Raw genomic sequence first — 18,835 nt, 5'->3', positions numbered from 1 at the left:
GGTTCAGATCAGCTTCACCAATTGTTTGCCGAAATTCTTGCCCTTCAGCAGGCCCAGAAAAGCCTCGGGGGCGGCGGCAATGCCTTCGGCCACCGTCTCGCGGTACTTCAGTTTCTTGGTGGCCACCAGCGTGCCCAGCTCCTTCAGCGCCTCGGGCCAGATGTCCATGTGCTCGCTGACGATGAAACCCTCTATCTTCATGCGGTTGGTGAGTATCAGCTGCGGATACTGCATCGGGATCGGCTCGCCGTTGTAGCCCGAGATCATGCCGCACATGGCGACGCGGCTGAAGGCATTGGCACGCAGCAGCACGGCGTCGAGAATCATGCCACCGACGTTTTCGAAATAGCCGTCGATGCCGTTCGGGCACTCGGCCTTCAGCGCCGCCGACAGCGACTTCAGGTCGCGATGCTGCTTGTAGTCAATGCAGGCGTCGAAGCCCAGCTCCTCGACCACCTGGCGGCACTTTTCCGGCCCGCCGGCCAGGCCCACGGCACGGGCACCACGCACCTTGGCCAGCTGGCCCACGGCGCCGCCCACGGCACCGCTGGCGGCGCTGACGACCACCGTCTCGCCGGCCTTGGGGTTGATGATCTTCACCAGGCCGTACCAGGCGGTGACGCCGGGCATGCCGACGGCGCCGAGGTAGGCCGACAAGGGAATATGGGTGGTATCCACTTTCTGCAGCGCACCGCGCTGCTCGGCGCTGACCAGCTGGTACTCCTGCCAGCCGCCCATGCCGACGACTTTGTCGCCGACCTTGAAATAGTCATTGCGCGAGGCCACGACCTCGCCGGCCGTGCCGCCGATCATCACCTGGTCCAGCGGCTGCGGCTGGGCATAGCTCTTGCCCTCGTTCATGCGGCCGCGCATATAGGGGTCCAGGCTCAGATAGTGGTTGCGCACCAGCACCTGGCCCTCGGCCAGTTCGGGCAGGGGCAGCTCGACCAGCTTGAAGTTGTCGACACTGGGCTCGCCGGTGGGACGCGAGGCCAATTGGATTTGGCGATTGATCTGGCTCATGGTGTCTCCTTGCACATCGATTCGGAATCGACGGATTGAACCATGTGCGCCGCCCTGCCGGCGTCCCTTTGGCGACAAGGAGTGCCGCCCGCCACTGCGACGGCTCGCCCGCGATATTTTTTTCATTTTTGTCATATCCCGGGGCTAGACTGCACCCGATATGGGCGAGATGAAACAATGGATCCAGCGCGTCTGGCTGGCCGCCTGCCTGCTTCTGCCGGGCTTGGTGGCGGGCGACAACCTGCGCATCTGCCAGGCCGACAGCAGCCGCTACGGCTACCGCATCGCCCTGGCGCAGCTGATACTGGACAAGACGCGTCTGCCCGGGACCCGCATCGATCGCCTGCTCCCGCTTGCCACCGGCCGTGACCCCAGCCAGGACCGCTGTCTGGCGCTGCTGCGTCAGGGCGAGGTCAGCCTGCTCTATCTGCCCCCGTCCGAGGAGCGGCTGGCCGAGTTCGATGCCATCAAGATCGATCTGCACCAGGGCATCCTGGGCTACCGGCTGCTGCTGATACACAGGAAGGATCAGGAGCTCTTTGCGCAGGTTCAAGGGCTGGAGCAGTTGCGCAATCTGGTCGGCGGTTTCGGTGCGCAGTGGACCGATTTCAAGCTGTTCGAGCGCAACGGTCTGCCCGTGGTCGGCGTGAGCCAAACCGAGAACCTGCTGGCGATGCTGGAGGCCGGCCGCTTCCAGTATTTCCACCGCGGCCTGCACGAAGCCTGGGCAGAGCTGGAGCAGCACCCTGAACTGACCCAGCTGATGGTCGAACCACGGCTTGCCCTGGCCTATCCGCTGCCGGTGTACTTCCTGTTCAACAAAAAGGATGTGGCACTGCGACAGCGCTTCGAGCGGGGCCTGCAGATCATCCGCAACGACGGCTCGTTCAAGGCCCTGTTCCTGCGCGAGTTCGGTCCGACCCTGGCCCGGGCGCAGCTCAAGCGCCGGCTCATCATTCGCATCGACTATCCGCTGCCTGCCGGTGTGCCGCCGGCCGAGCCGCCGTTCTGGCTGAACTGAGCCGGTGCGCTGATGGAGTGCGCCGATCATTGAAATGCAAAAGCGGTCAAAAGCGCTTCTTTTTGCACATCGTGAATCGGCCTGATTGAGTTGGAATAGATGACCTGCCGGGCCACGGGAACTTCATCCATGCAGCTGTCAAACTACAAGACCTCCGTCAAGCTCGTCGCCGCCTTTCTGGTGGTGGCGCTGATAGGCGCCTTCATCGGCCTGTTCGCCGTCGGCAATATGAGTGCCATCAACGACGCCGACACGGTGCTGTATGAGCGGGAGACCATAGGTCTGTCGCTGATCAAGGAGGCCAATGTCGAGCGCCTGAAGAGCGTGGTGGCGTTGCGCGACGCCATCCTGGCCACGGATGGAGAGGAGCGCGAGGCCTTTCTGGTCAATGCCCAGAAGGGCAAGGACCTGGCCCTGAGCCTGGTCGACCAGGCCGCGCCGCTGTTCGGCACCGAGGCGGGCAAGCAGGCGCTGAGCCAGGTGCGCAGCGAGTGGGACAAGGACAGAGCCGCTACCGAGAACCTGATCAAGCGCATCAAGATCACCGACCTGACGACCTCCAATGACACGCTCAAGTACCTGAAGGGCGAGTTCGCTCCGCCCAGCATCGCCCTGGGCAAGGCCCTGAGCCAGCTGTCGCAGCAGAAGGAGCAGAACGCCAAGAAGGTCTCCGACGACAACGACGCGCTGTATCAGCGCAGCCGCAACATCACCTATGTGCTGATCGTGGTCGGCGTGCTCGCCGGCATCGGGCTGGGCATTGGAATCAGCCGCCATGTCACCCGTCCGCTGGCCGAGGCGGTGAACGCCGCCCAGCGCATGAGCGACGGCGACATGACGGTCAGTCTCAAAGCCAGCGGCAAGGACGAGACCTCGCAGCTGCTGCAGGCCCTGGAGGCGATGCGCGAACGCCTGCGCGACATCGTTGCCGTGGTTCGCGGCAATGCCGAGAGCGTGGCCACCGGCAGCGCCGAGATCGCCCAGGGCAATGCCGATTTGAGCCAGCGCACCGAGGAGCAGGCCAGCGCGCTGGAAGAGACCGCGGCAACGATGGACGAGCTGGGCGCCACCGTGCGCAACAACGCTGACAGCGCCCAGCAGGCCAATCAGCTGGCCCTGGGGGCCTCCGAGGTGGCGGCCCGCGGCGGCGAGGTCGTGGCCCAGGTGGTGCAGACGATGGGCGGCATCAACGAGAGTTCACGCAAGATCGCCGACATCATCTCGGTCATCGACGGCATCGCCTTCCAGACCAATATCCTGGCGCTGAATGCCGCAGTGGAAGCGGCGCGCGCCGGCGAGCAGGGCCGCGGTTTCGCCGTCGTGGCCAGCGAAGTGCGTTCGCTGGCCCAGCGCAGTGCCGAGGCGGCCAAGGAGATCAAGTCGCTGATCGGCACCAGCGTCGAGCGGGTCGAGCAGGGCACGGCCCAGGTCGATCAGGCCGGCCGGACGATGGAGGAGGTGGTGGCCGCGATACGCCGCGTCACCGACATCGTCGGCGAGATCAGCGCCGCCAGCCGCGAGCAGAGCTCGGGCGTCAGCCAGGTCGGCGAGGCCATCACGCAGATGGACCAGGTCACCCAGCAGAACGCCGCCCTGGTGGAAGAAAGCGCCGCCGCGGCGGAGAGCCTGAAACAGCAGGCCGGCCAGCTGGTGCAGGCGGTGGCGGTGTTCAAGCTGAACGCCCAGCACTGAAGCTCAGGGGGCCGGCTCCTTGCGCTGCAGCGTCTTCAGGCTGCGCCGCTGACCCGGCAGCGCCTTCAGGTACTTGAAGGTAGCGGTGGCATGGGCGCAGAGCTTGCCATCGTCACCGAACACCGAGCCCTCGGTGAAGGCCATGGTCGTCGAGCGATGCAGCAGCTTGCCGACGGCGCGCAGGCAGCCCTCGCCGGGGCGCATGAAGCTGGTCTTCATCTCGATGGTGACAACACCTGGCCCCATGCCCGGCAGGTCCATGTGCACGCTGCGCGCCGCATGGGCCATGGCCACGTCCAGCAGTGTCATCAACACGCCACCGTGGGCCACCTCCCATGAGTTGAGATGGCCCTCGTTCAGATCGACGCGCAACTCGGCCAGGCCACCGCCCATGCTGTGCAGCTCGAAGCCGAGCTGCTCGACAAAAGGTATGTGGACCGGGAACTTGAGCTTCATCATCGCGTCAGGACCCATGAATGGCGCTGACGCCGCCGTCCACCGCCAGGATCTGGCCGGTGATGTGCTTGCCCGCAGCACTGGCAAACAACAGGGCTGCGCCCTTCAGATCATCCTCGTCGCCAAGGCGGCGCAGCGGCGCATGCTCGGCCAGGTTTTCGGCACCAACCTTGGCCAGCAGGCCCTGGGTCATCTTGCTCGGAAAGAAGCCCGGCGCCAGCGCATTGACGGTGATGCCGTGCTGTCCCCACTCGCCGGCCAGCGCACGGGTGAAGTTGACCACCGCCCCCTTGCTGGTGTTGTAGGCGATCGTCGTCATCATCGCCGGGTTACCGCTCAGGCCGGCGATGGAGGCGACGTTGATGATGCGACCAAAACGCTGCGGAATCATGCTGGCCTTGGCCACCGCCTGGGCGAACACGAACAGGCTGCGGATGTTCAGGTTCATGACCTTGTCCCAGGCCTCCAGCGGATGCTCCTCGGCCGGTGCGCCCCAGGTGGCGCCGGCATTGTTGACCAGGATGTCGATATGACCCAGATGCTGCACTGCCTTGGCCACGACCTCGCGGGCCTGGGTCGGGTCACTGGCGTCGGCGGCCACATAGCTGACCTCGATGCCGCGTCCCTGCAAGTGGGCCATGGCCTGCTCCAGGTCATCGGCCTTGCGCGACGTCAGCACGAGCTTGGCACCGGCCTCGCCCAGCGCCTCGGCAATCTGCAGGCCCAGGCCGCGCGAGCCGCCGGTGATCAGCGCCGTGCGGCCGCTGAGATCAAACAGGGTTTGGACGGGTGTGCTCATGGCTTGACTCGCTAGAAGAAAAGGAAACTCAGGGGCCGGGCATGCGCGAGCGGATCACCAGCAGCACGGCGCCCACCGCCACCGCCAGACCGCCGCCACTCAGAAACCCGAGGCTCAACAATTCGGCCTCGCGGGGCAGGAACAGCGACAGGCAGACCGCCAGCAGGCCGCCATAGATCAGCACCCAGATGGTGGTGTGCAGCCGGCTGTGGTCGGGGTGCGTTTCGGGGCTGGGATCAGAAGCAGTCATGGGGCAGGTCCTTGCAAAGTGGCTCTCGCGTGCGCACCACTTCCAGCCAGGCTGCCACCTTCGGTAGCTCGTAGCCGTAGAAATAGCGCGCTGCCGCGAGCTTGCCACGATAAAAGGCCTGCTCCGCATTGTTTTGTGCCACCAGGGCCAGCTCCAGCCAGACCCAGGCCAGCACCACATGGCCGAAGGCCTGCAAGTACGGCGTGGCATTGGCAAGTGCCTCCTCCGGCAGGCCGGTGGCCCAGGCGGCCTTGGTAGCGGCGCCCAGGGTCTGAAGCGCTGCGGCCAGGCGGTGGGCCATGTCCACCAGCTCAGGTACCTGCTGGGCCCGGGCGATCGTGTCGTTCACCCGCTTTGCCAGCAGGGTCAAACCGGCGCCGCCATTCATCACCACCTTGCGGCCCAGCAGATCCAGGCCCTGGATGCCATGGGTGCCCTCGTGGATCATGTTCAGGCGGTTGTCGCGCCAGTACTGCTCGACGGGAAAGTCCCGTGTGTAGCCATAGCCGCCCAGCACCTGGATGGCCAGCGAATTCGCTTCCAGGCACCACTCGCTGGGCCAGCTCTTGGCAATAGGGATCAGCACATCCAGCAGCTGGCTGGCCTGCTCGCGGGCCTCGTCGTCGGCCGTATGCAGCTCATCGACCAGGCGCGCGCAATACAACTCCAGCGCCAGCGCGCCCTCGACATAGCTCTTCTGCGCCAGCAGCATGCGCTTCACATCGGCATGTTCGATGATGGGCAGCTGCGGCGCGCTCGCGTCCTTGCCGGCCGGCCCGGTCGCCCTGCCCTGCGGTCGCTGCTTCGCATATTCCAGACTGGCCTCATAGCCGGCATAGCCCAGCATCGTGGCGCCAAGGCCGACGCCGATTCGTGCCTCGTTCATCATGTGGAACATGCACTTGAGCCCCTCGCCGGGCTTGCCGACCAGATAGGCTATAGCACCGGCGCCGTTCTCGCCGAAGTTCAACAGGCAGTTGGTCGTGCCGCGGTAGCCCAGCTTGTGGTTCAGGCCCGCCAGCTGCACATCGTTGCGCTCGCCGGTCAGTTCGGCCCGCTCGTTGACCAGGTGCTTCGGGCAGATGAACAGCGAGATACCGCGCGTGCCCGGCACCGTCTTGCCATCCGGCCCCGGGATCTTCGCCAGCACCAGATGGATGATGTTCTCGGTGATCTCGTGCTCGCCGGCCGAGATCCACATCTTGTTGCCCTTGAGCCGGTAGCGAGGGCCCAAAGCGTCGGTCTCGTCTTCCAGCACAGCCCGCGTCGCCACATCGCTGAGGCTGGAGCCTGCCTGCGGCTCGCTCAGGCACATCGTGCCGAACCAGCGACCGGAAAACTCGTTCTTGGCAAAGACCTCTCGCTGCAGCGCCGTGCCATGGGCCATCAGCAGATTGGCATTGCCATTGGTCAGCATCGCATAGCCGCCCATGGCCACACTGGCCTTGCTGAAGAAGGCATTGGCCGCCATCTCGATCACGCAGGGCAGTTGCATGCCGCCGAGTTCGTAGTCCTGCGCGGCCGCCAGCATGCCCGAGCCGACATAGGTCAGCATCGCTGCATGGGTGGCCTCGGGCAGATGCACCTTCACGCCGTCGAAGTGCGGCTCCTGCGTGTCGGCCAGGCGGTTGAACGGCGCGAACTTCTCGCGGGCAATCTTCTCGCAGGTGTCGAGCACCGCCGTGAAGGTCTCGTCGGAATGCTCGGCGAAGCGCGGGCGCTGCGTCAGGGCCTGCACCTTGAGCCAATCGTTGAGCAGGAAGTCCAGGGTTTGGCGCATGGCAGTGTCTCGGGTGGATTGTTGCGAGGCCCCCGGATTGCATCCGGGCTACAAGGCCACCACATGCAATCCGGAACGACCCATCTCTCCGTAGCCCGGATGCAATCCGGGACTGCCAGCCTCAGAGAACCTCGAAGATCCCGGCAGCGCCCATGCCGCCTCCGATGCACATCGTCACGCAGACGCGCTTGGCGCCGCGACGCTTGCCTTCGATCAGCGCGTGTCCCGTCAGGCGCTGGCCCGACACGCCATAGGGGTGACCCACGGCGATCGCGCCGCCGTTGACGTTCAGGCGGTCCATCGGGATGCCCAGCGTGTCGGCGCAATACAGCACCTGCACGGCAAAGGCTTCGTTGAGTTCCCACAGATCGATGTCGGACACGGTCAGACCCAGCTTCTTCAAGACCTTGGGTACGGCGAAGACCGGACCTATGCCCATCTCGTCGGGCTCGCAGCCGGCCACGGCAAAGCCGAGGAAGCGGCCCAGCGGCTTCAGGCCATGGGTCTCGGCATACTGCTCGCTGACGACCACGCAGGCACCGGCGCCGTCCGAGAACTGGCTGGCATTGCCGGCCGAGATCACACCGCCGGGCAGGGCCGAGCGCAGGTCCTTGATGCCGTCATAGGTCGTGCCCTCGCGCAGGCCTTCGTCGGCACTGATGGTGACTTCCTTGGTCATCAGGCCCATCACCTTGTCGGCCACGCCGGCGGTGGTGGTGACGCTGATCATCTCGTCGGCAAACTTGCCGGCGGCCTGGGCGGCGCAGGCGCGCTGCTGGCTCTGCGCACCGTACTGGTCCATGCGCTCGCGCGAGATGTTGTAGCGCTTGGCCACCTGCTCGGCCGTCTGCAGCATGCTCCAGTAGATCTCCGGCTTGTTCTTGACCAGCCAGGTGTCGGCGTACATATGGCGGTTCGCCTCGTTCTGCACGCAGGAGATGCTCTCAACGCCACCGGCCACATAGACGTCGCCCTCGCCAGCGATGACGCGCTGCGCGGCCATCGCAATGGTTTGCAGGCCGCTGGAGCAGAAGCGGTTGATGGTGACACCGGCCACCGTGATCGGCAGGCCGGCGCGCAGCGCGATCTGGCGCGCGATATTGCCGCCGGTCGCGCCCTCGGGCGTGGCGCAGCCCATCAGCACGTCCTCGATATGGCCGGCCTCGATGCCGGCGCGCTCAACGGCGGCCTTGACGGCAAAGCCGCCCAGGGTCGCGCCATGGGTCATGTTGAAGGCGCCCTTCCAGCTCTTGGCCAGCGGGGTGCGTGCGGTGGAAACAATGACTGCTTTACTCATGATGTTCTGTTCTCGCTTGAATGGTTGGGCTCAAGAGAAGCTCTTGCCTTCGGCGACCAGGCGCTTGATCAGCGGCGCCGGCTCCCAGAAGGCGGCGTCATCGAGCGGGTTCTTGGCAAACTTCTTCATCGCCTGCACGACGTTGAACAGGCCGACCGTGTCGGCGTAGCACATCGGGCCGCCGCGCCACAGCGGGAAGCCGTAACCGGTCAGATAGACCATGTCCACATCCGACGCGCGCTGGGCGATGCCCTCCTCCAGCAGATGCGCGGCCTCGTTGACCAGCGCGAACACCAGGCGGTGGACAATCTCGTCGTCACTGATCTGGCGCGGCGTGATGCCCTTGGCGGCGCGGTGCTTCTCCAGCATCTCGGCGACCACCGGCGACGGGATCGCGTCGCGCTTGCCGGCCTGGTAGTCGTACCAGCCGGCGCTGGTCTTCTGGCCGTAGCGGCCGAGCTCGCACAGCAGGTCGGCGCTCTTCGAGTAGTTCAGATTCGGCTTCTCCTGGTAGCGGCGCTTGCGGATCGCCCAGCCGATGTCATTGCCGGCCAGATCGCCCATGCGGAACGGGCCCATCGCGAAGCCGAACTTCTCGGCCGCCTTGTCCACCTGCTGCGGGCTGCAGCCTTCGTCCAGCAGGAAGCCCGCCTGGCGCGAGTACTGCTCGATCATGCGGTTGCCGATGAAGCCGTCGCAGACACCGGAGACGACCGCCGTCTTCTTGATCTTCTTGGCCAGCTGCATCACCGTGGCCAGCACGTCCTTGGCTGTGGCCGCGCCGCGCACCACTTCCAGCAGCTTCATCACATTGGCGGGGCTGAAGAAGTGCATGCCCACCACGTCCTGCGGACGCTTGGTGAAGTTGGCGATTTTGTTGACGTCCAGGGTCGAGGTGTTGGAGGCCAGGATCGCGCCGGGCTTCATCACCTCGTCGAGCTGCTTGAACACCGCTTCCTTGACGCCGATCTCCTCGAACACCGCCTCGATGACCAGATCGGCAGAGCCGATGTCGGCGTAGTTCAGGGTCGTGCTCAGCAGGGCCATGCGCTGCTGGTACTTGTCTTCTTTCAGCTTGCCCTTCTTGACCTGGGCCTCGTAGTTCTTCTTGATCGTGGCCACGCCGCGGTCCAGCGCCTCCTGCTTGGTTTCCAGGATAACGACCGGAATGCCGGCATTCAGGTAGTTCATGCTGATGCCGCCACCCATGGTGCCGGCGCCGATCACGGCGACCTTGTCGATCTTGCGGATGGGCGTGTCGTCAGGCACATCGCCAATCTTGCTGGCGGCGCGCTCGGCGAAGAAGGCGTGGCGCAGGGCCTTGGACTCGGGCGTCTGCATCAGCGCCAGAAAGCCCTCGCGCTCGGCCTTCATGCCGTCCTCGAACTTCATCGAGACCGAGGCGGCCACCGCTTCCAGGCAGCGCAGCGGTGCCGGGAAGTTTTTGCTCATGCCGCCGACCATATTGCGGGCGAACTGGAAGTAGGCCTCGGGGCTGGCGTGGCGCGCCTTCAGGTCACGCACCCTTGGCAGCGGGCGCACATCGGCGACCTCACGGGCCAGCGCCAGCGCGCCCTCCATCAGGTCACCCTCGATGATCTTGTCGAACAGTTTCTGGCCGGGCACCATGGCCAGCATCTCGCTGTTCACCGGCTCGCCGCTGACGATCATGTTCAGTGCGGGCTCCACGCCCAGCGCGCGCGGCAGGCGCTGCGTGCCACCGGCGCCGGGCAGCAGGCCCAGCTTCACTTCCGGCAGGGCGATCTTGGCGCCCGGTGACGCGACCCGGTAGTGGCAACCCAGCGACAGCTCCAGGCCACCGCCCATGCAAACGGAGTGGATGGCAGCCACCACCGGCTTGCTGCAGTTCTCGACCACGGCAATCAGGCTGTGCAGATTCGGTTCGGCCAGGGCCTTGGGGCTGCCGAACTCCTTGATGTCGGCGCCACCGGAAAAGGCCTTGCCGGCGCCGGTGATGACGATCGCCTTGACGGCGGCATCGTTCTCGGCCTGCTCGATGCCGGCGGCCGCGGCCCGGCGGGTCTCGTGACCCAGGCCGTTGACCGGCGGGTTGCTCAATGTGATGACGGCAACGTCACCCCGGACTTCATAGCTGGCGCTCATGCATGACCCCTTTAATTCCGCGAATGCAACCGAAAGGCCCGGGCACTGCCAGGGCCTCGAAATAGAACGACCGTTCGATTCTAGGACGAAGCTTCGAACTGTCCATGTCCCGGCCGTGACATGGCCGCGGGCGCGGGACAAGGGCGTTCAGTCGTCCGCCCGCGCGGCCAGCTGTGCCATCAAGCGCGCCAGCTCGCCGCTGGCGCGCATCTGGGCCAGTTGGGCGTCCAAGGCGCGAGCGAACTCGGCCAGCTCTGGTCGATTGAGCAGCGACTGCTGCGAGAAGCCGATATAGGCCGGCTGTACCGAAAGCACGAACGGTGGCTCCAGCTGGGCGGGCACGCGCGAGGCCCAGAGGCTGTCGCCCAGCGCCTGCGCATGGGCCAACTCGATGCTGAGCTTGTCGTTGGCATAGCAGTCGATCTGGTCACTGGCCAGGGCGGTCAATGCGTCGCGGGTCAGGCGGAACTCGCGCCTGAGCACCTGACCCTGCTTGAAGGCATCGACGAGGGCCTGACTCAGCAGAGAGCCGCGCATTACACCGATGCGCTTGCCGACGAAGTCCTGCGGCCAATGACTGGCCGGCCCGAGCTGGGTCGAGGGTCGGCAGGAAAGCACGATCTCTTCACGATTCACCGGGCCGGCGTAGAGGCCGACCCAGCTGCGCCCGACGCCACGGTAGGGCGGCATGAAGGCATCGACCTTGCCCAATTCGGCTTCCTGCACGGCACGGGCCCAGGGTAGCGGCAAGAGCTTCACCTCCCAGCCCGGCAGTGCCTGGGCGGCGCGCCGCATCAACAGAATGTAGGCACCCATCGATCGCCCGCTCTCGACATAGCAATAGGGCGGGTAAGCGTCGTCGAAGGCAATCGTCACCGGCCGGGTCTCGGCCATCACCAGGGCTGGCACGCAAAGCAACAACGATTGCAGCAACAAGCGGAGCATTCAACTTTTCCCCATGCACCGCTCTACGGCGTTCAGGCATCCCTGTGACACCGAGTTTAGGCTATGACCCAACACCTCAGATTCTTCATATGCATATTCAATATATGCAATCTACGAATCAGTAGTTTGTCTATATATAAAGCCTGCTTACAGTCCGCACCCTAGGGTTGCCACCAGGGTGACCTCCTTCAAGGGGCGGATTTGGACTGGATAGCTGTAGCAAGCGGATTTGGCGTCGGCGCCATCGTCGGTCTGACCGGCGTGGGCGGCGGTTCGCTGATGACGCCCCTGCTGCTGTCGGTGTTCAAGCTGAACCCGGCTGTGGCCATAGGCACCGACCTGTGGTTTGCGGCGCTGACCAAGATGTCCGGCTCGGTGGCCCATGCGCGCCACGGCCATGTCAACTGGCAGATTACCCGCCGCCTGCTGGCCGGCAGCATTCCGGCCTCGCTGGTCACCGTGGCGCTGATGCATTTCACCGGCATCACCAAGGGCTGGGCGGCGGCACTGACCTTCTCGCTGGGCATTGCCCTGCTGCTGACCGCCGTCGTGGTGGCCTTCAAGCAGTCGTGGCAGATCGTCGGCCTGAAGCTGGAGCGCTACATCACCGAGCCGCGCAAGCCGTTGCTGACCGTGCTCTCCGGCGTGCTGCTGGGCGTGCTGGTGTCGCTCAGCTCGATCGGCGCAGGTGCCATCGGCGCGACGCTGATTCTGTTGATCTACCCCCGTTTGTCGGCCCGCCAGATCGTTGGCAGCGACATCGCCCACGCCGTGCCGCTGACCCTGGTGGCCGGCATCGGCCACGCGACGCTGGGCAATGTCAACTGGCCGCTGCTGGTGCCGCTGCTGATTGGCTCCATTCCCGGCATCTGGCTTGGTGCGCAGCTGACGCGCAAGCTGCCCGAGGGCCTGGTGCGCGGCCTGCTGTGCGGCTCGCTGGTGCTGGCCGGCCTCAAAGTCATTCACTAAGAACCCACGATGTATCACTACAACGACTTCGACCGCCAATTCGTCCACGCCCGCGCCGCGCAGTTCCGCGACCAGCTGGAGCGCAATCTGGCCGGCTCGCTGAGCGACGATGAGTTCCGTCCGCTGCGCCTGCAGAACGGCTGGTATGTGCAGCGCCATGCGCCGATGTTGCGCGTGGCCGTGCCCTATGGCGCGTTGAGCAGCAAACAGCTGCGCACGCTGGCGGCAATCGCCCGCGAGTACGACCGCGGCTACGGCCATTTCACGACCCGCCAAAACCTGCAATACAACTGGATTCCGCTGGTCAAGAGCGCCGACGTGATGGACGCACTGGCCGCCGTGGACATGCACGGCATCCAGACCAGCGGCAACTGCATACGCAACATCACCAGCGATGCGCTGGCCGGCGTGGCCGCCGACGAGATCATCGACCCGCGGCCCTACTGCGAGATCCTGCGCCAGTGGAGCACCCTGCACCCCGAGTTCGCCTTCCTGCCGCGCAAATTCAAGATCGCCGTCAGCGGCGCCGTGGAAGACCGCGCCGCGATCGCCTGGCATGACATCGGCCTGCAGCTGCTGAAGAACGAGGCCGGCGAGGTCGGTTTCAAGGTGCTGGTCGGCGGTGGCATGGGCCGCACGCCCATCATCGGCACGGTGGTCAAAGACTTCCTGCCCTGGAACCAGATCCTGGTCTTCATCGAGGCCATCGTGCGCGTCTACAACCGCTACGGCCGGCGCGACAACGCCTACAAGGCGCGCATCAAGATCCTGGTCAAGGCCGAGGGCCAGAAGTTCATCGACGCCGTCCACCTCGAGTTCAAGAACATCCTGGAGCGTGACGAACAGGGCGCCGCCCACATCGTGCCCCAGGCCGAGCTGGACCGCGTGGCCGCGCACTTCGTGACGCCCGCCGCCGTGCAGCCGCTTGACCGCATCGAGCTGCTCAGCGCCGATGCAAGCCAAGCCTACCGCCGCTGGATAGCCCGCAACGTCCATGCCCACCGCGTCAGTGGCTACCGCTCGGTGACGCTGTCGCTGAAGCGCACCGGCCAGGCACCGGGCGACGCCACCGACGCCCAGATGGAGCTGGCAGCCGACCTGGCCGACCGCTTCAGCCAGGGCGAGCTGCGCGTCAGCCATGACCAGAATCTGGTGCTGCCCTGGGTGCGCGAGCGCGATCTGGCCGAGCTGTTCCAGGCCGCCAAGGCCGCCAGCTTCGCCACGCCGAACATCGGCCTGCTGACGGACATGATTGCCTGCCCCGGCGGCGACTTCTGCGCGCTGGCCAACGCCCGCTCGATCCCGATCGCCGAAACGCTGACCGAACGCTACGAAGACCTCGACGAGCTCTACGACATCGGCGACATCGACCTGCACATCAGCGGCTGCATCAACTCTTGCGGCCACCACCACAGCGGCCATATCGGCATCCTCGGCGTCGACAAGGACGGCAAGGAGTGGTACCAGGTCTCGCTGGGCGGCTCGGACGGCTCCACCCTCAGCGGCGCCTCGGTGCCCGGCAAGGTGATCGGCCCGTCCTTCGCCGCCGACGAGGTGGCCGACGTGATCGAGACGGTGGTCCAGACCTACCGCGCGCAACGCAATGCCGGCGAGCGCTTCATCGACACCGTGCGCCGCATCGGCCTGGAGCCGTTCAAGGCACCGGCCAACGCCGTGCGCACCTCCACCGGCGCGGCCAGCCATGTTGCCGCCGCGGTCACCGCCTGAAGGATCACGACATGAAGTTCATTGACACCCATCAAGACGCCTGGCACCAGGTGATTGGCGAAGACGGACCCAAGCCCGATCCCGATCCCCGCCCCCACCTGCTCTTGAGCCTGGAGCAATGGCATGCCGTGCGCGACCATTGGCCCGCGGGCCTGGCCACCGGCGTGATCGTGCCCAATGACGCCGACATCGAGACGCTGGAGCAGGACCTGCCCCGCCTGAGCCTGATCGTGCTGCAGTTCCCCAAGTGGGTGGACGGCCGCGCCTACAGCCAAGCCCGCCTGCTGCGCTCGCGCTACCGCTATGCCGGCGAGGTGCGCGCCATCGGCGACGTGCTGGTCGACATGCTGCAACTGCTGCAGCGCACCGGTTTCGATGCCGTCGTGCTGCGCCATGACCAGAGCATCAACGCGGCCCAGCGCGCGCTGGGATTCTTCCCGGCCCACTACCAGGGCGACACGCAGGACAACCGGCCCTGGTTCCTGAAGTCGGCCGAGCAACCAGCGGCACAGGTGCTGTGATGAGCGAAGCAGTTTCCATGCTCTCCCCCATCGGCGGTCCGGCCACCGCCTCGGCCATTGGGCTGTATGCCCGTGAGACGGCCGGCTTTGCCGAGCGCCTGGCCTCAGCCGTCGAGCGGCTGCAGGCCGCCGCCGCCCGACATGGCGCCGGCCTGGTGCAGTCCACCAGCCTGGGCGCCGAAGACATGGTCATCACCGACCTGATCGCCCGCCACAAACTGCCGATCGCCATCGCTACGCTGGACACCGGCAAGCTGCACAGCGAAACCCTGGCGCTGATTCCACAGATCGAGGCCCGCTATGGCCGCAAGGTCGAGGTGTTCAGTCCCGTGCACGACAGCGTGATCCATTTCGTCCGCGTGCGCGGCGAAAAGGCGATGTACGAAAGCCTGGCCCTGCGCAAGGAATGCTGCGGCATCCGCAAGCTGGAACCCCTGTCACGCATGCTGGCCGGTCGCACCGGCTGGATCACCGGCCTGCGCCGCGAGCAGTCGGCCAACCGCGCGGTCGTGCCCTTCGACGAGCTGGACGCGCAGGGCCGCGTCAAGTTCAACGCGCTGGCCGACTGGAGCTGGGCCGACGTGTGGCACTACATCGAGACCTTCGATGTGCCCTTCAACGCGCTGCATGACCAGTTCATGCCCAGCATAGGTTGCGAACCCTGCACCCGCGCGATCGCCGTCGGCGAGGACTTCCGCGCCGGCCGCTGGTGGTGGGAGGACGAGTCGGCCAAGGAATGCGGCCTGCATGTGAAGAAAACCGAAGGAGCAACGGCATGAACGCCCCCGTGAACATTGACAAGCTGCTGCCCGATCTGGACCACCGTCACCTCGACCATCTGGAAGAGGAAGCCATCTTCATCCTTCGCGAAGTGGCCGCGGCGTTCGAGCGCCCGGCGCTGCTGTTCTCCAGCGGCAAGGACTCCTGCGTCGTGCTGCGTCTGGCCGAGAAGGCCTTCAAGAACCACGTGTCCGGCAAGGAGTTCAAGGGCCGCCTGCCCTTCCCGCTCTTGCACGTCGACACCGGCCACAACTTCCCCGAGGTGATAGCGTTCCGCGACCAGCGCATCGCCGAGATGGGCGAGCGCCTGATCGTCGCCCACATGGACGAGTCGATCGCCAAGGGCACGGTGCGCCTGTCGCACCCACTGGAATCCCGCAACGGCCACCAGACCGTGACCCTGCTCGAAGCAATCGAAGAACACCGCTTCGACGTCTTGATCGGCGGCGCCCGCCGCGATGAAGAAAAAGCCCGCGCCAAGGAACGCATCTTCAGCCACCGCGACTCGTTCGGCCAATGGCAGCCCAAGGAACAGCGTCCCGAGCTGTGGAATCTGTTCAACACCCGCATCCGCCCGGGCGAACACTTCCGCGCCTTCCCGATCTCGAACTGGACCGAGCTCGATGTGTGGCTCTACATCAACCGCGAGAACATCCCGCTGCCCAGCCTCTATTTCAAGCATGACCGCCAGGTCATCCGCCGCAAGGGCCTCTTGGTGCCGCTGACCGAGGTCACGCCGCCCGAGGCCGGCGAGGTGGTCGAAACGGCCGAAGTGCGATTCCGCACCGTCGGTGACATGACCTGCACCTGCCCGGTGGAGAGCGACGCCGAAACGGCCGCCGACATCGTTGCCGAAACCCTGACCGTCACGGTCAGCGAGCGCGGCGCCACGCGCATGGACGACCGCACCTCGGATTCGTCTATGGAACGCCGCAAGAAAGAGGGCTACTTCTGATGAGCGCTGTACTGAACCACTTGATCCACGACCAGGACGTTGATACCAATCACCGCGCCTTGCGCTTCCTGACCGCCGGCAGCGTCGATGACGGCAAGAGCACCCTGATCGGTCGCCTGCTGTTCGATTCCCGCGCCATCCTGGCCGACCAGCTCGACACGCTGGAAAAGCGAGCGGCAGGCCAACCGATCGACTTGAGCCTCTTGACCGATGGCCTGGAAGCCGAGCGCGAGCAGGGCATCACCATCGACGTGGCCTACCGCTACTTCGCCACCAAGCACCGCAAGTTCATCATTGCCGATGCGCCGGGGCATGAGCAGTACACGCGGAATATGGTCACGGCAGCGGCCGGGAGTGACGCAGCGGTCGTGCTGGTGGACATCACCAAGCTGGACACCACCCAAAGCCCGGTCGTCCTGCTGCCGCAAACGCGACGCCACAGCCTGCTGGCCCATCTGCTGCGCGTGCCCAGCATCGTCTTTGCCGTCAACAAGCTCGACGCCGTGGCCGACCCCGGCCCGGCCTTCGAAGCGGTCAGCCTGGCACTGAAGGCCTTTGCACGCCAGGCCGGCATCGAAGTCGCAGCCATCGTGCCGGTGTCCGCCCTGCGCGGCGACAACGTCACCCAGCCGCTGGACGCCACCTGGTACCAGGGCCCGTCGCTGCTGCAGGTGCTCGAAAGCCTGCCCAGCGTGCAGGAGAAGGTCGAATGCAATCTGCTGCAGCCGGTGCAGTACGTCGCCCGCGAGGGTGAAGGCACCGGCAACCAGCCCAGAACCCTGTGGGGCCGCATCGCCCACGGCCAGGTCAAGGCCGGTGACGCGGTGCAGATACTGCCCAGCGGCCAGCAGGCCATCGTGGCCCAGGTGCGCCGGGCCGGCAGCGTCGTTGAGCGCAGCGTGGCCGGCGAGTCGGCCGGGCTGGTGCTGGATCGGCAACTCGACGTGTCACGCGGCGACTGGATCGTCACCCCCGGCACGGCCACGCCCAAGCAGGAGTTCGAGGCGACCCTGGCCTGGCTGGACACCGAGCCGGCCGTCGTCGGCCGCAAATACTGGGTGCGCCATGGCAACCGCTGGACGCAGGCCCGCATCACCGCCATCCGCCATCGGCTGGACATCCACAGCCTGCAGGAGAGCGATGCCGAGCAGCTGGCCGTCAACGAGATCGGCCATGTGCAGATCCAGACCCAGCAGGCGCTGCCGGTGGAGGCCTATGCGGACAACCGCGTTGGCGGGGCGCTGATCGTCGTCGACCCCACCACCAACCGGACCAGCGGCGCGCTGCTGGTGAGCAAGGAGGCGTAATGAGCACCGGACGCGTCGTCTTCGTCGGTGCCGGCCCCGGCGCCGCCGATCTGATCACCGTGCGCGGCGCCCGCGCGCTGGCAGCCGCCGAGGTGGTGCTTTTCGATGCACTGACCGACCCGGCCCTGCGCGACCTGGCCCCGCACGCCCAGTGGATAGACGTGGGCAAGCGCGGCTTTTGCGACAGCACGGCCCAGACCGCCATCAATGCCAAGCTGGTCAAGTACGGCAGCAGCCAGCAGGTGGTGCGGCTCAAGGGGGGCGACCCGAGCGTGTTCGGCCGCCTCGAAGAAGAGCTGCTGGCCCTGCATGAGGCCGACATCGAGTGCGAGGTCGTGCCCGGCGTTACCGCCGCGATTGCCGCCGCAGCCCTCACCCAACGCCCGCTGACCCGCCGCGGCACCGGCCGCAGCGTCAGCCTGACCACGGCGATGACGCGCGAGGGCGAGCTGCAGGCCGCCCGCAGCGCCGACACCGAGGTGTTCTACATGGCCGGGCGCCAGCTGCCGACGCTATCGCGCAAGCTGCTGGAGGCCGGTTGGCCGGCCGACACGCCCATCTGCGTGGTCTCGCGGGCCGGCTGCATGGACCAGATTGCCAGCGACCACACGGTCGCCAGCCTGGCCGCCGCCGCCATGCTGCACCGGGGCCGGCCGGCCGTGGTGACGGTGGGCGCGGGCGCCAAAGCGTTGATTCCGGTGCATTCCGCAGCGCAAAAGCCCGCAAAGTCCCTTCGCCTTGACATGCCTCATGGGTCAAACAGGGCCATCCCCGTCTAAAATCACGCGTTTTCCCTTACGACCCGCGCCAGACCAGGAGGTTTGAGCCGCGGCAACCCAGGCCTCCATCAGAGTTGCTCCATGACCCACGTCGTTCTCGAATCGTGCATCCGCTGCAAGTACACCGACTGCGTCGATGTCTGCCCCGTCGACTGCTTCCGTGAGGGCCCCAACTTCCTCACCATCGACCCGGACGAGTGCATCGACTGCGCCGTGTGCATCCCCGAGTGCCCGGTGAACGCCATCGTGCCCGAGGAAGATGTGCCGGGCAATCAGCAGCACATGATCAAGATCAACGCAGATCTGTCCCGCAAGTGGCCCAGTATCACCAAACGCAAGGGCCCGTTGCCCGATGCCGATGAGTGGAAAGACCGCACCGACAAATTGTCTGAACTGATACGCTGAAACG

Annotated in this window: 18 protein-coding genes; 10 read left to right on the top strand and 8 right to left on the bottom strand. The window is 65.8% G+C overall.

The features are described 5' to 3' along the window. Positions 1-3 precede the first annotated feature (3 nt). Positions 4-1,023, bottom strand: a complete 1,020-nt coding sequence (locus tag DES47_RS00795; protein WP_133698768.1) for an NADP-dependent oxidoreductase — start codon at positions 1,021-1,023, stop codon at positions 4-6. A gap of 169 nt (positions 1,024-1,192) precedes the next feature. Here DES47_RS00795 and DES47_RS00790 point away from each other — a divergent pair, with 169 nt between their 5' ends. Together DES47_RS00790 and DES47_RS29495 are read left to right on the top strand one after the other, a co-directional pair. Continuing rightward, the gene (locus DES47_RS00790) at positions 1,193-2,044 is read left to right on the top strand and encodes a substrate-binding periplasmic protein (RefSeq protein WP_166651799.1); all 852 of its coding nucleotides are present in this window, start codon (positions 1,193-1,195) and stop codon (positions 2,042-2,044) included. Positions 2,045-2,173: 129 nt separating this feature from the next. Then, entirely contained in the window at positions 2,174-3,736 is a 1,563-nt protein-coding gene (locus DES47_RS29495) for a methyl-accepting chemotaxis protein (protein ID WP_133698766.1), read from the top strand. Positions 3,737-3,739: 3 nt separating this feature from the next. On the opposite strand, the gene DES47_RS00780 is transcribed toward DES47_RS29495, so the two are convergent. The 7 genes from DES47_RS00780 to DES47_RS00750 all read right to left on the bottom strand — a co-directional run bounded on the left by DES47_RS00780 (position 3,740) and on the right by DES47_RS00750 (position 11,387). Continuing rightward, positions 3,740-4,195, bottom strand: a complete 456-nt coding sequence (locus DES47_RS00780) for a PaaI family thioesterase (protein WP_425057395.1) — start codon at positions 4,193-4,195, stop codon at positions 3,740-3,742. Positions 4,196-4,199: 4 nt separating this feature from the next. Further along, complete coding sequence (locus DES47_RS00775) at positions 4,200-4,991, bottom strand: SDR family oxidoreductase (protein ID WP_133698764.1); 792 nt, start codon at positions 4,989-4,991, stop codon at positions 4,200-4,202. A 28-nt stretch (positions 4,992-5,019) separates the two neighbouring features. Beyond that, positions 5,020-5,241, bottom strand: coding sequence for a hypothetical protein (locus DES47_RS00770; protein ID WP_133698763.1), 222 nt, complete (start codon positions 5,239-5,241; stop codon positions 5,020-5,022). Then, positions 5,228-7,021, bottom strand: coding sequence for an acyl-CoA dehydrogenase (locus DES47_RS00765; protein ID WP_133698762.1), 1,794 nt, complete (start codon positions 7,019-7,021; stop codon positions 5,228-5,230). The genes DES47_RS00770 and DES47_RS00765 overlap by 14 nt, the downstream gene beginning before the upstream one ends. A 121-nt stretch (positions 7,022-7,142) precedes the next feature. Beyond that, complete coding sequence (locus DES47_RS00760; protein ID WP_133698761.1) at positions 7,143-8,318, bottom strand: acetyl-CoA C-acyltransferase; 1,176 nt, start codon at positions 8,316-8,318, stop codon at positions 7,143-7,145. A 30-nt stretch (positions 8,319-8,348) separates the two neighbouring features. Further along, a complete protein-coding gene (locus DES47_RS00755; protein ID WP_133698760.1) occupies positions 8,349-10,442 on the bottom strand; it encodes a 3-hydroxyacyl-CoA dehydrogenase NAD-binding domain-containing protein in 2,094 nt (697 codons plus the stop codon). Positions 10,443-10,589: 147 nt separating this feature from the next. Continuing rightward, a complete protein-coding gene (locus DES47_RS00750; RefSeq protein WP_133698759.1) occupies positions 10,590-11,387 on the bottom strand; it encodes a substrate-binding periplasmic protein in 798 nt (265 codons plus the stop codon). 201 nt (positions 11,388-11,588) lie between these two features. Here DES47_RS00750 and DES47_RS00745 point away from each other — a divergent pair, with 201 nt between their 5' ends. The 8 genes from DES47_RS00745 (at position 11,589) to fdxA (ending at position 18,831) form a co-directional block, all read left to right on the top strand. Continuing rightward, positions 11,589-12,356 (top strand): sulfite exporter TauE/SafE family protein, encoded by a 768-nt coding sequence (locus DES47_RS00745; protein ID WP_133698758.1) that lies wholly within the window; start codon positions 11,589-11,591, stop codon positions 12,354-12,356. Between the two features lie 9 nt (positions 12,357-12,365). Beyond that, positions 12,366-14,084: a nitrite/sulfite reductase gene (locus DES47_RS00740; protein ID WP_133698757.1), complete on the top strand. Its 1,719-nt coding sequence runs from the start codon at positions 12,366-12,368 to the stop codon at positions 14,082-14,084. Positions 14,085-14,095: 11 nt separating this feature from the next. Further along, positions 14,096-14,605, top strand: a complete 510-nt coding sequence (locus DES47_RS00735) for a DUF934 domain-containing protein (RefSeq protein WP_133698756.1) — start codon at positions 14,096-14,098, stop codon at positions 14,603-14,605. A 17-nt stretch (positions 14,606-14,622) separates the two neighbouring features. Continuing rightward, positions 14,623-15,384, top strand: coding sequence for a phosphoadenylyl-sulfate reductase (locus DES47_RS00730; protein WP_133698755.1), 762 nt, complete (start codon positions 14,623-14,625; stop codon positions 15,382-15,384). Continuing rightward, positions 15,381-16,340 carry a sulfate adenylyltransferase subunit CysD gene (gene cysD / locus DES47_RS00725; protein ID WP_133698754.1) on the top strand — a complete coding sequence of 320 codons (960 nt, stop codon included), beginning with the start codon at positions 15,381-15,383 and terminating at the stop codon, positions 16,338-16,340. The genes DES47_RS00730 and cysD overlap by 4 nt, the downstream gene beginning before the upstream one ends. Beyond that, positions 16,340-17,647 carry a sulfate adenylyltransferase subunit 1 gene (locus DES47_RS00720; RefSeq protein ID WP_133698753.1) on the top strand — a complete coding sequence of 436 codons (1,308 nt, stop codon included), beginning with the start codon at positions 16,340-16,342 and terminating at the stop codon, positions 17,645-17,647. Before cysD ends, DES47_RS00720 begins: the two co-directional genes overlap by 1 nt. Beyond that, entirely contained in the window at positions 17,647-18,426 is a 780-nt protein-coding gene (gene cobA, locus DES47_RS00715) for a uroporphyrinogen-III C-methyltransferase (RefSeq protein WP_133698752.1), read from the top strand. Before DES47_RS00720 ends, cobA begins: the two co-directional genes overlap by 1 nt. Positions 18,427-18,507: 81 nt before the next feature. Next, positions 18,508-18,831, top strand: coding sequence for a ferredoxin FdxA (gene fdxA, locus DES47_RS00710; RefSeq protein WP_133698751.1), 324 nt, complete (start codon positions 18,508-18,510; stop codon positions 18,829-18,831). Positions 18,832-18,835 lie beyond the last annotated feature (4 nt).

Source organism: Roseateles toxinivorans, from assembly GCF_004362525.1.
In the GTDB taxonomy this organism is placed as follows: Bacteria; Pseudomonadota; Gammaproteobacteria; order Burkholderiales; family Burkholderiaceae_C; genus Paucibacter; species Paucibacter toxinivorans.
This window is presented reverse-complemented; position numbering and strand designations above follow the sequence as displayed.

Bases quoted from the DNA above. Each gene is read 5' to 3' on its own strand.
- DES47_RS29495 (WP_133698766.1), top strand. From the start codon at position 2,174: ATGCAGCTGTCAAACTACAAGACCTCCGTCAAGCTCGTCGCCGCCTTT.
- DES47_RS00750 (WP_133698759.1), bottom strand. From the start codon at position 11,387: ATGCTCCGCTTGTTGCTGCAATCGTTGTTGCTTTGCGTGCCAGCCCTG.
- DES47_RS00735 (WP_133698756.1), top strand. From the start codon at position 14,096: ATGAAGTTCATTGACACCCATCAAGACGCCTGGCACCAGGTGATTGGC.
- DES47_RS00720 (WP_133698753.1), top strand. From the start codon at position 16,340: ATGAGCGCTGTACTGAACCACTTGATCCACGACCAGGACGTTGATACC.
- DES47_RS00780 (WP_425057395.1), bottom strand. From the start codon at position 4,195: ATGATGAAGCTCAAGTTCCCGGTCCACATACCTTTTGTCGAGCAGCTC.
- fdxA (WP_133698751.1), top strand. From the start codon at position 18,508: ATGACCCACGTCGTTCTCGAATCGTGCATCCGCTGCAAGTACACCGAC.
- cysD (WP_133698754.1), top strand. From the start codon at position 15,381: ATGAACGCCCCCGTGAACATTGACAAGCTGCTGCCCGATCTGGACCAC.
- DES47_RS00775 (WP_133698764.1), bottom strand. From the start codon at position 4,991: ATGAGCACACCCGTCCAAACCCTGTTTGATCTCAGCGGCCGCACGGCG.
- DES47_RS00760 (WP_133698761.1), bottom strand. From the start codon at position 8,318: ATGAGTAAAGCAGTCATTGTTTCCACCGCACGCACCCCGCTGGCCAAG.
- DES47_RS00730 (WP_133698755.1), top strand. From the start codon at position 14,623: ATGCTCTCCCCCATCGGCGGTCCGGCCACCGCCTCGGCCATTGGGCTG.
- cobA (WP_133698752.1), top strand. From the start codon at position 17,647: ATGAGCACCGGACGCGTCGTCTTCGTCGGTGCCGGCCCCGGCGCCGCC.
- DES47_RS00755 (WP_133698760.1), bottom strand. From the start codon at position 10,442: ATGAGCGCCAGCTATGAAGTCCGGGGTGACGTTGCCGTCATCACATTG.
- DES47_RS00740 (WP_133698757.1), top strand. From the start codon at position 12,366: ATGTATCACTACAACGACTTCGACCGCCAATTCGTCCACGCCCGCGCC.
- DES47_RS00795 (WP_133698768.1), bottom strand. From the start codon at position 1,023: ATGAGCCAGATCAATCGCCAAATCCAATTGGCCTCGCGTCCCACCGGC.
- DES47_RS00765 (WP_133698762.1), bottom strand. From the start codon at position 7,021: ATGCGCCAAACCCTGGACTTCCTGCTCAACGATTGGCTCAAGGTGCAG.
- DES47_RS00790 (WP_166651799.1), top strand. From the start codon at position 1,193: ATGAAACAATGGATCCAGCGCGTCTGGCTGGCCGCCTGCCTGCTTCTG.
- DES47_RS00770 (WP_133698763.1), bottom strand. From the start codon at position 5,241: ATGACTGCTTCTGATCCCAGCCCCGAAACGCACCCCGACCACAGCCGG.